Below are 16,678 nucleotides of genomic sequence, written 5' to 3'. Positions count from 1 at the left end.
ATGCATGTATTAACAGAGTTACGAAAAACTGGATTAATAGATGAAAGCCGATTACGAAGCATTAATTGAACAGGCAAAGCGATATAGAGGAAAATATGAGGATGCTGTAAAATAAAGAAATCCTCCGGAGTCTTCCGGAGGATTTTTTTATCTCATAAACTGTGATGCCTGATTCATCGGAAGTGCGGCAGGACGCTCACATCCACTGGAAATTTCGATATGCTTCCCAGTTTCCGCTGCATCCAAGAAGGCGTGCATCACATCTAGCACATGGTAAGCAAGTTCGCCGCTAGCTCGATTTGCTTCGCCGGTTCTAATGGCAGTTGCCATATCCGCGGCACCAATTCCGCGGCTATTTTCTGTAAAGCTATGTGTGAAAGGAACTGAGGACCACTCGGATTCCCCTTGCCTTTTCACAAAAATCGGTCCTCCAAATGTATTTGGATCAGGAACGATTAATGTGCCGGTTGTTCCGTAAATTTCAATTCTTGGAAGTTGAGAACCCCACACGTCAAAACTCGTAATAATCGACCCGACCGCACCATTCGCAAACTCAAATACACCTGCAATATGGGTAGGAATTTCAACAGGAACTGTTTCACCGGCTCTCGGACCAGCCATAATTGTTCTTTCTGGATACGTTGCTCTCGCAGAACCAGTCACACGTTTAATAGGTCCGATTAAATTAATTAGCGCTGTTAAATAATAGGGACCCATATCAAACATTGGACCGCCGCCTTCTACGTAAAAGAAGTCAGGGTTTGGATGGAAACTCTCAGGCCCACTTCCCATCATAAAGGCAGTTGCTCCGATCGGCTCGCCAATCCAGCCGTCATCTATCAACTTGCGGCATGTTTGCAGACCGCCACCAAGAAATGTATCCGGGGCTGATCCCACGTATAAGCCTTTGCTTTTTGCTGTTTCCAACACTTTTAGCCCATCTTCGCGCGTAACAGCCAATGGTTTCTCAACAAACACATGTTTACCTGCTTCAAGTGCTTGCAAACAAATTGGCGCATGTGCCGTAGGGATTGTCAAATTAATGACCATTTCAATATCGTTGTCGGCAAGTAATTCTTCAGGTGTATATGCCTTTGGAATATTGAATTCTGCTGCTCTCATCTTTGCGCGGTCGAGATCGATATCCGCAACTGCGATAACCTCAAGATTTTGGAAGGTTGAGCTCATGTTTTTTATATAAATTTCACTGATCATTCCACAACCAATAATACCTGTTTTTACTTTTCCCATTGTGTAATCCCCCACTTGCTTGAGTGTAATGAGTGTTCCGGATGACTTTAAAAGTTTGGAACTCTCCCAATTCTAGACATTCTCTACTAGCTTCATTTGTTCCACTTTTACCCAGCCGCGTGTTTCAACGGACTTTTCTATCGCAGCCAAAATCTCCTGATTTTTGATACCATCATCAAAGTTAGGCGAAGGACTATAGCCCTCACTTAAGCCTTTCATTAATTCAGTCATCAAGTTAATAAAGGTATGTTCATAACCAATAATATGACCTGCTGGCCAATATGCATCTGCAAATGGATGCTGTTCCTCTGTACAAGTAATATTTCGGTAGCCTTGAAGTCCTGCTTCATCGTCGGCAAAATAAACTTCCAAATTGTTCATGCTTTCCATGTCCCAGCGGATCGATCCCTTAGAACCATTAATTTCAAAACGGTTGCCATTTCGGTTTCCACCGGCAAATCTAGAAGCCTCAAAGACTCCCATTGCTCCATTTTCAAACCGTACGAGGAAGGCGGATGCATCATCTACATCTACTTCTTTCATTACCGAACTATCTGATTTAGCGCTCAATCCCCCACTTACCTCAGCAACAGGGCGTTCTTTGATGAACGTTTCCATCATTCCGGTTACTTCATCGAATTCGCCGACAAGGTAGCGTGCCAAGTCAATGCTGTGAGCAGCAATATCACCAAGTGCACCAGAACCTGTTACTTCCTTTGTCAACCGCCATACAAGCGGGAATTTCGGATCCATAATCCAATCTTGCAAATATGTAGCTCGCATATGATATATTTTACCAAGCCGACCTTCTTCTATCAATTTTTTCGCGAACTGCATTGCAGGCGAAAAGCGATAATTATAACAAATCATATGGATAACATTATTCTTTTTAACCGCATTATACATTCGTTGCGCTTGTTCCATCGTCAAGGCAAGCGGCTTTTCACAAAGGATGTGTTTGCCAGCTTCAGCAGCTGCAATGGCAATTTCAGCATGGGTATTATTAGGAGTTACGATATCGATTAAATCAATATCATCACGCTCTATTAATCTACGCCAGTCAGTCTCATAGGAAAGCCATCCCATTTTTTCTGCAGCCGCTTTAACGCCTTCTTCATCTCTACCAGCCAAAGCTTGTAAAACCGGCTCTGTTTCACAGTCAAAATAAAATGGAAGATCACGATACGCATGGCTGTGAGCCTTCCCCATAAATTTATAGCCTACCATTCCAATTCTTACTTTCTTTTTTGCACCCACCAAACTTCACCGTTCCTTTCCTTCATAAGAAAATTTTTTAGAAAAGAGGCAACTGATTGGAGCCCTTCTTCTACTCAGAACTTTGGTTAGTGAATCAACAAAGTCTACAGACGAAGCTTTCGCCTTTTTTCTACTTTGTGAATTTTCACAGATATAACTTAAAGATATCACATTAAATAAAATCTGAAAACCCTTTCAATTGAGAAAAATTTTTTACTTGTTTTTGGAGGATATTGGGTAACTGCTTAAAGTAGAAAAAGCATGGGCCAATTTTCTCGCAAAATTCAATGGAGGCTCGACGGATTGGATATGAATATATAGAATATGCGGTTCCATAAATATCCAATGATTATGCAAGGCGCTAACAATCAATCCTTGTTGAATGATAGATTGCATAAACAGAGGAACCTCAGCTTCTAAAATAGCTATTTCAGCCAAGTTTAATGCATAACCGTTTTGATCTAATGATTCGAACAAGACGTCTGCTGGAATGACAGTAGTGCTTGGACGCCCTTGAACTGAAACTGTAAGATTGCGATGTAATGATACAGAGCAAACCCCATGATCTATATTACTTTTCCCATTTAAAATTTTCGCAAATTGTGTACAAAGCTCATTAAAATCCATCATAATTAGATCCTCCTCAAATCGTAACGCATGACCTAATTTATGATGAAATTTTCTATTTTATGATGTAATAAAAAAACCGGAAGAGTGAACTCCGGTTTTCTCCTTCTGGACAATTAGGCCGCAATTCCGATTAAAACCCCAGCCAAAGCACCAATCAATACAACCATCCACGGCGCTACCTTCCAATATGTCAGCAACCCAAACAGTGCCAAAGCAATGGCAAAATCACCGGTTGTTTTAATCGTGCTCGTCCAAATCGGATTATACAAAGCGGCCAGCAGGATGCCCACTACCGCAGCATTAATTGCAGTCAATGCTGCTTGAAAACGCGGTCGTTTACGGATTTCATTTAAAAACGGCAACGAACCGACAACGAGAAGAAACGCCGGCAAGAAAATCGCAAGGGTTGCAAGGAGCGCCCCACTGACTCCATTAATCATAGCTCCAAGATAGCCCGCAAAAGTGAATAACGGTCCGGGAACGGCTTGAGCAACTCCATATCCAGCCAAAAATTCACTACCGCCAATCCAGCCAGTTGGCACAAGTTCCCTTTCCAATAAAGGTAAAACGACATGCCCGCCCCCAAACACGAGTGAACCCGCACGGTAAAAAGCATCAAAGACCGCAACAGCTTGCAATTGAGTCACCTGTTTCAAAAATGGCAAGCCGAATAACAGAATGAAGAAGATTGCCAAGGCCGCAATTCCTATCTTTTTGCTAATGGACACGCTCATTTCCCGGACGTCAGGGAATGTCTGATTTTTATAAAGGAAGACTCCCATAATCCCGGCCAAAACGATAATAGCAACTTGACCAATGGCTGACGGCCATAGCAATGTAAAAATAGTAGCCAAAATAGCAATGGTCACCCTTGGCTTATCAGGCGCTAGCTTTTTCCCCATACCGAGGACTGCCTGCGCTACGACTGCCACTGCTACAATTTTAAGTCCATGAATCCAACCCGCATCGGCAATCTCAAAGTTTTTAAATAAAAAGGCAAATAAGACTAAAACTAGGACAGATGGCAATGTAAATCCTAAAAAGGAGAGAATCCCTCCTATTAACCCTCCGCGTAAAATACCGATTGCGATACCCACCTGACTACTCGCAGGGCCAGGAAGGAATTGACATAGCGCGATAATATCAGCATATGTTTTATCGTCCAGCCATTTTCTTTTATCTATATATTCATTTTTAAAATAGCCCAAATGGGCGATGGGACCGCCAAAGGATGTCAGTCCCAATTTCGTAGAAACCCGTAAAATTTCCCATAGGGAGTGTTTCAATTTCATACCCCTTCCTTAACCTACATCTCCTCTGGAGCCTCTATTCCAAGGAGTCTCAGCCCCTCACTCAAAACAATCGTAACCACTTTGACTAAAGCAAGTCTACTTTCTTGCTCCTGATCCTCCGACAATATCTTTACGTGACCATAATATTTATTAAAATCTTGCGACAATGCAATTAAATATCTCGCGATTTGTGAAGGTTCATTTTGATTAAAACTTCTTTGAATCACACTCGGAAATTCCATTAACATTTTTAAAATCGTCCAGCTATAGTCATCATTCAGTCCTTCTGGATTCAATCCCGTCAAATCAATATGAGATTTTCTTAAAATCGAACATGCTCTCGCATGAGTGTATTGAATATATGGACCCGTTGAGCCTTCAAAATGTAACATCTCTTCAAGAGAAAATTCAATATTATTTTGCCGCTCATTTTTTAAGTCATGGAAAATGATCGCGCCAACTCCAACCATCTTCGCAACTTCCTCTTTATTTGGAAGCCCTGGATTTTTGGCTTCGATACTCTTTAAAGCTAATTCAATTGCTTCTTCAATTACCTCTTCTAAAAGAACAATTTTCCCCTTTCTTGTCGACATCTTTTTCCCGTCTTTCAGGATAAAGCCAAATGGAATATGTTCCATTTGATTTGCCCAGTCATACCCCATCTTCTCTAAAACGAGGAATACTTGTTTGAAGTGCAGGCTTTGTTCATGCCCAACTACATATAAAGCTTTTTCAAACTTGTATGTTTCTTGTCTATACAGTGCTGCCGTAAGATCCCTCGTTGCGTACAAAGTAGCCCCATCAGATTTTTCAATTAAACAAGGCGGCAAATCATATTCGGTTAGCTCAACGACTTGTGCACCATCGGAGGAATGGAGCAGTCCCTTCTTTTTCAAGAGCTCAATCGTTTCATCCATTTTGTCGTTATAAAATGCCTCACCTTGATAAGAAGCGAAGTGAACGCCTAATAATTGATATATTTTGGAGAACTCTTGAAGAGATTCGTCTCTAAACCATTTCCAAAGTTGCAAGGCTTCTTCATTGCCATCCTCTAATTTCTTAAACCAAGCACGGGCTTCGTCTTCCAATTTTGAATCAACTTCAGCTTCCTGATGAAATTTTACATAAAGATCTAATAATTCCTTGATTGGATTGACCGTTATACTCTCGTCGCTACCCCAAAGTTTATAAGCAACGATTAGTTTTCCGAATTGGGTTCCCCAATCACCAAGATGATTAATTCTCACCGCTCGATAACCGCATTTCTCCGCGATATTTGCAATCGCATTGCCAATCACTGTTGACCGCAGATGTCCCATGGAAAAAGGCTTTGCAATATTCGGTGAAGAAAAGTCAATGACGACATTTTTCCCTTTGCCAATATCAAGGGAACCATAGTTAGATCCATCTTTTAAAAGTGTCTGTAGAATTTCCTTACTGACAATTTGTTTATTGAGAAAGCAATTTAAATAAGGTCCATCAGCTTGAACTTTTTCAAAAATAGGGTTTTTGATCTTATCCGCTATCTCGTTGGCAATCATTTGCGGAGACTTTCTAAGCATTTTAGCGAGTGTAAAACATGGAAATGCCAAATCTCCCTGATCGGCATATTTTGGTTTTTCAATCAGCTTTTCAACCTCATCTAGTTGTAAAATCCCATTTAATTGTAAAGAAACTTCCTCCGCATACATTTTCACTAAATTCATTTCGTTCGCCTCCTTAAAAATAAAAAAATCCCGTCTCCTAGTTAGAGACGAGATTACCCGCGGTACCACTCTTATTGTTCACAAAGAACCTTCTTACATATTGATAACGGGATCCTCCCCCGACTAACACCCTACTTTTATCACATTTCAGGCTGTTCCTCAGAAGTGCGCTTCGTTATGACGGGACTATTAGGCTTCCACCATCCCTAACTCGCTTTTAGACGCCACCATAACTACTCTCTTCATCATAGAATTTCATATATTTTCAGTTATTATATATAAAAAATTCAAACAAATCAAACTGAAATTCCTTTCACCAGGAAAATTTTACAAGTTATTCATGCCGATGGACTGTGCCCTTTGTTCTCATGATAATATTCAATATATTCAGTAAAGTGAAATGGATAACTTTTACAAGGAGGAAAATATGATGAAGAAAACTAGTTTATCCATTTTATCCATTCTATTGACGCTCATGCTTATACCAATTTTCCCACATTTCAATGTAAGCGCTAGCAATTTTGATTCTTCAAGCGAGACCGCTGCAGGAAAAGATGGCATGGTTGTAAGCGCACATCCTGCTGCCTCTGAAATCGGAGCAAAGGTTCTTCAGCAAGGAGGCAATGCCGTTGATGCTGCGATCGCCGTCCAATTTGCGCTGAATGTAGCGGAACCGATGATGTCCGGAATCGGCGGTGGCGGCTTTATGATGGTTTATGATACGAAAACAAAAGATATCTCCATCATTAATAGCAGGGAAAGAGCTCCCGCTGGAGCAACGCCTGATATGTTCCTTGACGAAAATGGAAAGGCCATCCCCTTTGCAGCCCGTCACACCCACGGAAATGCTGTCGGTGTTCCCGGAACATTAGCCGGTCTCTATGCCGCACATGAAAAATGGGGATCTAGACAATTCCACGAACTTATCCAACCGGCTTTAAAGCTTGCCGAAAAAGGGGTAAAAGTAAACTGGGTTTTAGCAGATGCGATCGAAGAGAATAAGGACAAGCTTGCAAAATCCGCTGCAAAAAACGTCTTTTTACCAAATGGCGTGCCTTTAAAAGAGGGCGATCTATTAGTTCAAAAAGACTTGGCACGTACATTTAAGTTAATCCAAAAGCAAGGTCCGGATGTATTTTATAAAGGAGAAATTGGACACTCGATTGCTGGAACGGTCCAAGACTTTGGCGGAAGCATGGCCATCGATGATCTAAAAAACTATGAATATACGATTGATGAGCCGCTCTATTCTGATTATAAAGGATACGATGTGGCTGCTATGCCGCCTCCAAGCTCCGGCGGATTAACGGTGCTTCAAATCCTCAAGCTTTTGGAACCATTCAATATTAGTCAGTATGATAGCCGCTCTGCTGAAAAATACCATCTGCTTGCTGAGGCGATGCACCTTGCTTATGCTGACAGAGGTGCTTATATGGGAGACCCGGAATTCATCGATATTCCCGAAAAAGGCTTGCTACACCCGGACTATCTCACCGAACGCAGCAGCTTGATTAGCCTGGACAAAGCAAATAAGGATGTAAAGCCTGGAGACCCATGGAAATATGAAGATGGCAGCGTTCACTCTTACGTAGAACAAAACGACGAAAAAGCCATTGGCCAAACAACTCACTTTACCGTAGCGGACAAGTGGGGAAATATCGTTACGTATACAACGACGATTGAACAATTATTCGGCACAGGAATTATGGTGCCGGAGTATGGCATTATGCTGAATAACGAGTTGACCGATTTTGATGCAATCCCTGGAGGATCCAATGAAGTTCAGCCAGGCAAGCGGCCGCTAAGCAGCATGTCGCCCACGATGCTTTTGAAAGACGGAAAGCCGTTTATGACAGTTGGCTCCCCTGGTGGACCAACGATTATTACTTCTGTATTACAAACAATCTTAAATGTTATTGATTATGATATGAACTTAAAAGATGCCATTGAAGAACCACGCATCTACAGCAATCAATTCCCAACCATTCGCTGGGAACAAGGAGTTCCTGATGATGTAAGAGCTAAGCTTGCAGAAATGGGGCATAAATGGGAAGCAAATCATGGGGAAATCGGAAATGTCCAAGCAATCATGGTCGATCCTAAAACCGGCGCCTATTACGGGGCTGCTGATTCAAGCCGTGAAGGATCAGCCATTGGGCTTGGAAAAGATAAAGGGAATAAGAAGAAGTGATTCATAGATTTTAAAGCCTCGGTTTGGGTTTGAGGATTAAGTTTATTTATTCCTCCATAGACTCATAAAATTCATGAATACCACCGACATTCCAAAGGGTTTCCTGGTATGTCGGTTGTTTTATGTCAATGAAGCTATTGACACCCTCATTTTAAAAAAGATTGAGAATCGACCGAACAACATAACTTACTCCGACAAACAACAAACGGAAAGGCAACCACAATAATTCAAAAAACCAAAAGAGCATATCAACAAAAAAATCACCGATGGTATAACGCTCGCTATTGTTCTTCCTTTTCTCTTTCCGACTTCGTTTAATCATACGTATTTTGTACTCCTTCGTATTCTTGGATTATTTATAAGTATTCTCAAAATAGCTTATTCCATGAAAAGCAGCTAGAAGGCAGGAGTTTTTATAAAAATTATGAATTATAATGATCGGAGTGACAAGGAAGTTTGCCGTCTGTGACAGAAGAAAAAGCAGTTTTGGATCGGTAGAATCTAAAAAGCACCCCGATCATATATTAGACGAGGTGCTTCCTATATTAATTATATGCTTGATTCATTACCTAAATTTTTCAACACATTAAAACCAAAGAAGAAAATGCCAATCACAGTCACTACACCACCAATAGTGGCTATGAGAAAAAATATTGGACTGACATCCAAAATGGCTAAAGCAATACTAATCATCATGACGGGCAAGCCGATATTGTGTAGCCAAAAATGAACTTTAGCCGCTGATGTTTGCGCAAGTTGTGGGAATAAAGTATATAAAATACCAGCAACGGCAAGTGACATCCATCCAAGCAAATTAATATGAACATGTACAGTCGCCAATTTGAAGACATGAGTTAAAGACATATAAAGCCCAAAAGAAATACCGATCAAAAAATAAACGACAGCAATCTTAATCAGCTTGACTCCCATTAAAAACCCCCCTCATATAATTTTCACTTCAATAAATTATATGAAAGGGACATTTGTTGCATGCTTTTTATCATAGAGAAATGTATGTATTTAATTCCATGTTTCTTTTTTCAAATATCGAACAAGGTCAAACTCAGCATATGATTCGATCAATTGAGCTTTTTCATGAAATTCAAAGGATCTGGTTACATCGTTGGGGATGATGAGGCAATTGATACCGGCTCGAATGGCAGCAAGCGAACCGTTAGCTGAATCCTCTACTGCAACAGCCTCGTCCGGATCAACGCCAAGTGCCTCCAATGTTTTAATATAAAGCTCAGGGTTCGGTTTCACTTCTTGAACGTCTTCAGCTGTGAATATTATTGGAAAATATTTGGTGAGTCCATACCGATCTAGGAACCCGACAACCCAGTCACGTTTCGAGCTGCTAGCAACGGCAAGTTGGACGCCGCTGTCTTTGATGCTTTCCAAAATCTCCAAAAATCCTTCCCTTAAAACTAGCTGCTCTTTTATTTCTTTAAAATGTTCTTTGACTTTCTCCCCGAACAATTTCCGGTCAAGTGGGCTATCGAGCGACTGATCGATAAAATCGAATAAGGCCTCATCTGTTGTTCCTACAATTTTCACAAAATCCTTAAGTGATAGATCGTATTGATGCTCTTCCTTCAACACGGCCCGATAAATATCAAACCATGCCGACCCTGTATCAACAATCGTGCCATCAAAATCAAATATAACTGCTTTAATCAAAAAATATCATCCTTTTCTGTTTTTCCATTTTAGATTTTACCTATAGAAAAACCCTCGAATAACCGACCACCATATGGTTCTAAAAGATATTAAGATCTGAGGTTTCTGTTCCTTCACCCCTAACTAAGCTACCAGCTAATACTGCTCCCTGGCAAGTTGGAATGTTTTTTCGACGAACTGTTTTGCTGCTTTAATTGGTTCTAGTCTGATCATGAGAAACACCCCTATCTATTCGATTCCAAATTCTTTTTACTTCAACTAGATTCTTATTATCAAAAGTCAATTTATAAATATCTGGCATTTCAAGTTCCTGCCAGAATGTGAAATCGAACTTCTTATCAAAGTGATTCATAATCAAAACCATGATATTACCGTGTGTTCCGATAACAACGTTTTTCCCTTCATACTTTTCTAGCGTTTGAAAAGTAATTTCGATTCCTCTTATTTGGGCTATGAGATTTGATTCCCCACCTTCCCAAGAAAAGGTTGGATCCTCCCACACTTTTGTAATGGCATCTGTAAAACTATCAACGGATTCCTCTGACAGAGTACGCTCCTTAAAGCCATCTACAATCTCAATCTCTGTATTTATGTAACTGGCAATCCCTTCCACTGTTTGAATCGCACGTTTATAAGGACTGGAAATGACATGTTCGATATTTTCGGTTTTTAGTACTTCAGTTACCGCTTCGGCATCTATAAAGCCTCGTTCTGACAAAGGCCTTCCGAGTTCATCAGTTGTATAAGTAGAATGAGCATGTCTGACGAAAAATAAATTCGTTTTCAAATGATTCGTCCCCTATTTTTTGAGATGATAATTTTCCCTGAGTAATTACGCAGGTGCTTATCAAATACTTCTCCTTTCTACATGACTATTCCTTTAACAGGGCGGCGCTTAACAAATTTCCGCAAGTCTCCCGAATTCATTCGGGCCACTCAGCGGATTTACGAGCCACTCGCGACTGGATTCAAGCCACTCGGCGGTTTTGCGAGCCACTCACGACAGGATTCAAGCCACTCAGCGGATTTGCGAGCCACTCACGCATGGATTCAAGCCACTCACGCATGGATTCAAGCCACTCAGCGGATTTGCGAGCCACTCACGACAGGATTCAAGCCACTCAGCGGTTTTGCGAGCCACTCACGCGTGGATTCAAGCCACTCAGCGGATTTGCGAGCCACTCACGCATGGATTCAAGCCACTCGGCGGATTTGCGAGCCACTCACGACAGGATTCAAGCCACTCAGCGGATTTGCGAGCCACTCACGCGTGGATTCAAGCCACTCAGCGGATTTGCGAGCCACTCGCGACTGGATTCAAGCCACTCAGCGGATTTGCGAGCCACTCGCGACTGGATTCAAGCCACTCAGCGGATTTACGAGCCACTCGTGACAGGATTCAAGCCACTCAGCGGATTTACGAGCCGCTAAAGAACAAATCGGAGTACCAATCTAGAATCGCTTGTGAAGCTACGCTAGTTGTTGTTCCAAACAATATGAGAATTTTATTAAATAAAAAAACCCCCGAAATATCCGGAAAAACCGGAATTTCAAGGGTTTTGTTTTGGTTTGTAAATATCTTTCTATAGCAAGTATATCACACTTAAAGAATTATTTTCAGACTATTCTTTACGATTTTTTTCAGATAAAATGTAAACGCTATACAATTTACCCGTGGAGGTTTCTCTTAAATGATTATTCGTGTAGAAAACCTAACAAAAAAGAACTCGGTAAGTCCCTCAAACTACAAATTTAAGCGAAATGGAGGATGCTGTCTATGAGAGTCGGGCCAGCAAAAGCTGCAGCAGTTGAGTGGGTCATGAAGTACGCCAGCAAAGAAGATTGGTTCAGGGGGGCATATTTTAGCGGTTCAATTATAGGGAAGCCCGATGACGCGGAGCTGTCAGAGTCATCGGATGTCGACGTCGTAGTCGTCACCGCACACGACGAGCCGCCGCAAAAGCTTGGAAAGTTCATCTACGATAACACGCTGATAGAGGCCACTTACCTATCCTCGAGTCAACTCGCTTCGTTCGAGGAAGTTCTGACATCCTATCATTTGGCGGGAAGCTTCCGGGTGGATACAATCATCGACGATCCTACGGGACATCTGCGCAAACTGCAAAAACAGGTCTCTCGTCATTTTGCTGAGCGGACGTGGGTACGCCGAAGATGTGAGAACGTCCGAGAGAAAATTGAGAACGGGCTAAGGACCATCAACACTTCCGGTCCATTCTATGATCAAGTGAATTCATGGATGTTTCCGACCGGCGTGACCACGCATGTTCTATTAGTGGCGGCACTCCGGAATCCTACTGTAAGACTGCGCTACCTCGCTGCCCGTGAAGTCCTTATTGAGTACGGACACGAAGATCTTTACTCAGAGCTACTAAAATTGCTCGGCTGTGCTCATTTGACCCCCGAACGCGTCGAACATCATCTTGACGAACTCGCGCGAACCTTCGACGCCGCAGCGGCAGTAGCAAAGACGCCGTTTTTCTTCAGCACTGACATCACCACCGAATCGCGACCGATCGCTATTGACGGAAGTCGTGCGCTCATCCAGGCCGGCGACCACCGAGAAGCGGTCTTTTGGATTGTAGCAACATTTGCACGTTGCCATAAGATTCTTGAAACAGACGGCCCACCGGACCTGCAACGTACACTCTTACCAGCCTTTGAAGAAATTGTTGCCGATCTCGGAATCAAATCCACCGACGATCTCATTCGTCGAGGAGAAGATGTTATCCAGTTCCTACCTAGGCTATGGGAAACCACCGAGGAAATTCTGTTAACCAACCCAGGTATCGTTCCAAAGTAGGTGGAATACAATTAATCCGTGCAAGGTTTTTTTCCAAAATCACTTTTTTAAGGAGGATTTGATTTGCCCATATTGGAAGTGAAGAAACTTCGAAAAACGTTTCAATCAGTAGTGGCTGTGGATAATATCAGCTTTTCCGTAGAAAACGGGGAAATATTTACGATTATTGGCCCAAACGGTGCTGGTAAAACAACGACACTGGAGATGATTGAGGGGCTGCAAACTCCGGATAGCGGGGAAATCCAACTGAAAGGTATGAACTGGAAAAGCGATTCGAGGCGGATTAAGCAAATTATCGGTGTCCAGCCGCAGACAAGTGCATTGTTTGACTTACTTACAGTATATGAAAGCCTAGATGTGTTTGCTGGTCTCTATAAACGTTCACGATCAATTGGCGAAATTTTGGATTTCATTAATTTAACTGAACATCGTAATAAACGAGTGAAAATATTATCTGGCGGGCAAAAACAACGACTGGCAATCGGGATTGCACTAGTCAATGATCCCGATATACTGTTCTTTGATGAACCAACAACAGGGCTTGACCCTCAAGCACGGAGAAATATTTGGGATATTGTACTGAAACTTAAAAGCTTAGGAAAAACGACAATTTTAACGACTCATTACATGGAAGAAGCAGAAAAGTTAAGCGATCGTGTCTGTATTGTTGACCAAGGTAAAATAATCGCATTAGATACGCCTCAAAACTTAATACAAGTTTTATCGAAAGAAAGGGAAATTCATCTATCTTTTCCCGCAAGTATCAAGGATGCTAGAGAAATAATTCAAGTAGTGAAGGAATACCCGGGAGTAACAAAAGTAAAAGCAGAGCAGAACATGCTCATTTTCTCAACAACAAGTCCGGAAGAATCGCTATACCATCTTTTTAAGTATACGACAGAAAATCAAATAAAAGTTGAGCAAATCGGGATTAAAGATTTAAGCCTTGAGGACGTTTTTTTATCATATACCGGGAAAGAGTGGAGGGACTAAATCAATGAAACAGTTTCGTAAGCTCTTTAAAGCTAATTTTAAATCTACTTTCCGCGAAAAATCGGTATGGGGCTGGTCCATCGCTTTTCCCGTTTTACTTATGGTTATTTTCCTTACCATTTTTGGTGGAATGAATGAAGGCGATTCGTCCTTTGAGGCTAAAATTGTTACTGTTATGGAAGAGCCTAATGAACTTGCTGAAAACATCCAATCGACCTTAAAACATATACCAGTACTTAAGTGGAAAAAGGATTCTCCTGTTAGTCGAGCACAAGCTGCAGATTGGCTAAAGGATAAAAAGGTGGATGCCGTTATTGTGCTGCCTAGTAGTCCTGACGCAAAATCCATAGAACTGTTATTGAACAAAGAAAAGGAAAATTCCACACTAAGTCAAGCAATGGGCGGGATCATTAACAGTATCCTGCAAGGAACAAACTATCAAATCGCAGGCGTGACCCCACAGCTTTCTTTACAGACACAATATATTTCAGCCGGTAATGATAAGCTGAAATATGCCGATTTCCTTGTAACGGGTATGATTGCATTATCCATCGCGCAAGCAGGGCTCTTCGGGATGGTTAGCATGATTGAAATGCGCCGCAATGGACTTTTAAAACGTTTGATGCTGACACCGATCACGATGAAAACGTTTGGGTTTAGTATTTCATTAGTGCGTCTAATTCTCTCGGTCTTTCAAATCGTACTACTTACTTTAATCGGAGTTCTTTTTTTCAAAGCTTCTTTACATGTAAATATACTTTCTTTTATCCTAATCTTTATCGCCGGTACGATCACCTTTTCCGCTTTTGGTTTCATGATATCAGCATTTACTAGGTCAATGGATGGCTATATGGGTCTAGCGAATATTTTCAGCTTCATCATGATGTTTCTAAGTGGAATATTTTTCGAATTATCAATGCTTCCTAGCTATGTAAAACCAATTGCCGTCATCTCTCCACTTACTTACTTCGCAAATGGTATTCGTGACAGCATGGTGTACGGACTCGGTATCATGAACACGAGCTTTTGGCTAAATATTGGCATACTTGCCTTATGGGGAATTGGGACATTTGCAATTGGGGCAAAGTTTTTTAGGTGGCAAGCATGAAAAGCACAGGTTTCCGCTGTGCTTTTCTTTATGTTAATAAAAGCCTTATCTACTTTTCATCAAAAATCACTCTACTGGATATCAAATCTTTACGACGATATACACTTAACACAAGTCCAATTAAAATGGCATTTAGCAGAATAGGCATCAACCCATAGCTAATGAATGGCAAGGACATAGTAGTCAATGGTAAAAATCCGAGTGTCATCCCGATATTGTAAACCAGCTGGATTGTATAGAGAGCAACAGCCCCGATAAGAAGAAGTTTTCCATATGAATCATTTATTCTTGGAATGACTACAATGATTCGTGCTGCAAATAGTGAGAGAATACAAACAAGAGCGATAGCAAAAAGCCAGCCATAGTAGTGAGTAAAGCTTACAAAAACAAAATTTGTATGAGCTTCTGATATTAATTCATTGTTCATTGGACTTCCAAACCAGCCTGCTTTTGACAGGAGCTCTTTATGCTGCAACATAGTGAAACCACCAGAATTTGGATATTTTTCAGGGTTTACAAACGCCAGCACTCTTTCTTTCTGATAAATTGCTAGAAATCGCCAAAGTGTTATACCAGTGATGCAAAATGAACCAACTGTTAGCGCTGTTATCGTTACAATCACTTTTCGACTAAACTCACTCCACCAAAGCATTACAAATACCATGATAAAATAAATGAAAGTTATTGAAAGAGTAGGTATACTAAGGAATGAATAAAAAGAAAGTAAAAACAAAGTGACAAAATGCCAAACTTTCAACTTTTTGTTATTAAAAAAAGAAGCCCAGGCAAGAAAAAAGAATGGTAAAGCCATCGAGCTTTCAATTCTCATAGGTCCAAATCTTACATAAGGAAGCCCATTGATCATTATGTTTGAAAAAAGGCTAATCATGATGAGGATGAGCATTCCTATTGTGAAAAACATCCATCCGTACTTTTTCAATTTCCGATAATCAATGAAAATCATACCAAGAGCTGCAGCACCACCGAAAAGGACAAAGATGACCTTATATATTGCAAAATGTATTCCGTTCATGTAGCCGAGAGCAAATAACGGTAAGAACCCAAGACATAAAGCCGTTATCAACAAGATGACCATCAACCAATCTACCTTTGGCCGATGAAGTTTGTTAAGTTGTTTACCGAGTAGTATTGGGCTCCCCATCTGCTCAATCGATTTTTCTTCAGCTTCTTCTTCAGTTAGTCCCTTCCCTATCCATTCGCTCTTTGCCTTCTTTAAATGGTAACCCAATTCATCAGCTACATACTTCCTTGCTTCTTTCGAATGGATTTGATTGATGACTTCATTTAAAAAGAAATGTCCTCCTTTCTTCACTATCCCCTCACCCCTCTAATAATTCTGTTAAAACAAATCGTTTCTTTGTTTGTTTTTTTTCTGCTTTTCGTAATATTTTTCTTCCTTTATCATTTAACTTATAATGCTTAGCTGCTGACTCATCCCAGTTTGATTGTAAACAACCGGACTGTTCCAGACGATGTAATAGCGTGTATAATAATCCTTCGTTATTCTCGAATTTTTGAATACCCCGGCTCCGTAAATATTTAGCTAATTCAAAGCCTGTCTTTTCAAGAACAAGAAGCTGCATGATCGCTAGTAAAATGTCTTCTTCACTTTCGTTTTGTTTGTTGATTTTTTCCCGAATATCCTTTCGCTGCCGCTCTGTAAACTTCAATTGGTTAAAAGTCGTTTTCTCCATTGATTTACGAAGGTTTTTTAAACGATCTTCCATT

14 protein-coding genes and 1 other annotated feature are annotated in these 16,678 nt (G+C 41.0%); of the genes, 4 read left to right on the top strand and 10 right to left on the bottom strand.

The window, feature by feature from the left end:
• Positions 1–147: 147 nt before the first annotated feature.
• The 5 genes from KHA88_RS10845 to argS form a co-directional block, all read right to left on the bottom strand.
• Positions 148–1,251 carry a Gfo/Idh/MocA family protein gene (locus KHA88_RS10845; RefSeq protein WP_213121924.1) on the bottom strand — a complete coding sequence of 368 codons (1,104 nt, stop codon included), beginning with the start codon at positions 1,249–1,251 and terminating at the stop codon, positions 148–150.
• Positions 1,252–1,323: 72 nt separating this feature from the next.
• A complete protein-coding gene (locus tag KHA88_RS10840) occupies positions 1,324–2,478 on the bottom strand; it encodes a Gfo/Idh/MocA family protein (RefSeq protein ID WP_213098940.1) in 1,155 nt (384 codons plus the stop codon).
• Positions 2,479–2,721: 243 nt separating this feature from the next.
• Entirely contained in the window at positions 2,722–3,138 is a 417-nt protein-coding gene (locus KHA88_RS10835; RefSeq protein ID WP_213107656.1) for a DUF1259 domain-containing protein, read from the bottom strand.
• Positions 3,139–3,251: 113 nt separating this feature from the next.
• Positions 3,252–4,430, bottom strand: coding sequence for a chromate efflux transporter (gene chrA / locus KHA88_RS10830; protein ID WP_213121923.1), 1,179 nt, complete (start codon positions 4,428–4,430; stop codon positions 3,252–3,254).
• 14 nt (positions 4,431–4,444) lie between these two features.
• On the bottom strand, positions 4,445–6,136 hold the full coding sequence (argS, locus tag KHA88_RS10825; RefSeq protein ID WP_213107654.1) for an arginine--tRNA ligase: 1,692 nt from the start codon (positions 6,134–6,136) through the stop codon (positions 4,445–4,447).
• Positions 6,137–6,176: 40 nt separating this feature from the next.
• Positions 6,177–6,394: a binding site (T-box leader), on the bottom strand.
• Positions 6,395–6,566: 172 nt separating this feature from the next.
• Between argS and ggt the strand changes: the two genes are divergently transcribed.
• Positions 6,567–8,327 (top strand): gamma-glutamyltransferase, encoded by a 1,761-nt coding sequence (gene ggt / locus KHA88_RS10820; RefSeq protein WP_213121922.1) that lies wholly within the window; start codon positions 6,567–6,569, stop codon positions 8,325–8,327.
• A 549-nt stretch (positions 8,328–8,876) separates the two neighbouring features.
• Here ggt and KHA88_RS10815 read toward each other — a convergent pair.
• The 3 genes from KHA88_RS10815 to KHA88_RS10805 form a co-directional block, all read right to left on the bottom strand.
• Positions 8,877–9,257 carry a cytochrome-c oxidase gene (locus KHA88_RS10815; RefSeq protein ID WP_213107652.1) on the bottom strand — a complete coding sequence of 127 codons (381 nt, stop codon included), beginning with the start codon at positions 9,255–9,257 and terminating at the stop codon, positions 8,877–8,879.
• A gap of 90 nt (positions 9,258–9,347) precedes the next feature.
• A complete protein-coding gene (locus tag KHA88_RS10810; RefSeq protein ID WP_213121921.1) occupies positions 9,348–10,007 on the bottom strand; it encodes an HAD family hydrolase in 660 nt (219 codons plus the stop codon).
• Positions 10,008–10,197: 190 nt separating this feature from the next.
• Positions 10,198–10,794, bottom strand: a complete 597-nt coding sequence (locus tag KHA88_RS10805) for a histidine phosphatase family protein (protein ID WP_213121920.1) — start codon at positions 10,792–10,794, stop codon at positions 10,198–10,200.
• 990 nt (positions 10,795–11,784) lie between these two features.
• On the opposite strand from KHA88_RS10805, the gene KHA88_RS10800 reads away from it, so the two are divergent.
• From KHA88_RS10800 to KHA88_RS10790, 3 genes are all read left to right on the top strand, one after another.
• Positions 11,785–12,828: a hypothetical protein gene (locus KHA88_RS10800; protein ID WP_213121919.1), complete on the top strand. Its 1,044-nt coding sequence runs from the start codon at positions 11,785–11,787 to the stop codon at positions 12,826–12,828.
• A 63-nt stretch (positions 12,829–12,891) separates the two neighbouring features.
• A complete protein-coding gene (locus KHA88_RS10795) occupies positions 12,892–13,821 on the top strand; it encodes an ABC transporter ATP-binding protein (protein ID WP_213121918.1) in 930 nt (309 codons plus the stop codon).
• 4 nt (positions 13,822–13,825) lie between these two features.
• Positions 13,826–14,929 carry an ABC transporter permease gene (locus KHA88_RS10790; RefSeq protein WP_213121917.1) on the top strand — a complete coding sequence of 368 codons (1,104 nt, stop codon included), beginning with the start codon at positions 13,826–13,828 and terminating at the stop codon, positions 14,927–14,929.
• A 49-nt stretch (positions 14,930–14,978) separates the two neighbouring features.
• Here the strand turns inward: KHA88_RS10790 and KHA88_RS10785 are convergent, their stop codons facing one another.
• Together KHA88_RS10785 and KHA88_RS10780 are read right to left on the bottom strand one after the other, a co-directional pair.
• On the bottom strand, positions 14,979–16,262 hold the full coding sequence (locus tag KHA88_RS10785) for an FtsW/RodA/SpoVE family cell cycle protein (RefSeq protein ID WP_213121916.1): 1,284 nt from the start codon (positions 16,260–16,262) through the stop codon (positions 14,979–14,981).
• 7 nt (positions 16,263–16,269) lie between these two features.
• The gene (locus KHA88_RS10780; RefSeq protein WP_213121915.1) at positions 16,270–16,677 is read right to left on the bottom strand and encodes a PadR family transcriptional regulator; all 408 of its coding nucleotides are present in this window, start codon (positions 16,675–16,677) and stop codon (positions 16,270–16,272) included.
• Position 16,678: the final 1 nt, after the last annotated feature.

The organism is Lederbergia citrea, from assembly GCF_018343525.1.
Taxonomy (GTDB): Bacteria; Bacillota; Bacilli; order Bacillales; family Bacillaceae_C; genus Lederbergia; species Lederbergia citrea.
The sequence above is the reverse complement of the archived record's forward strand: the minus strand, read 5'-3'. Positions and strand labels throughout refer to the sequence as shown.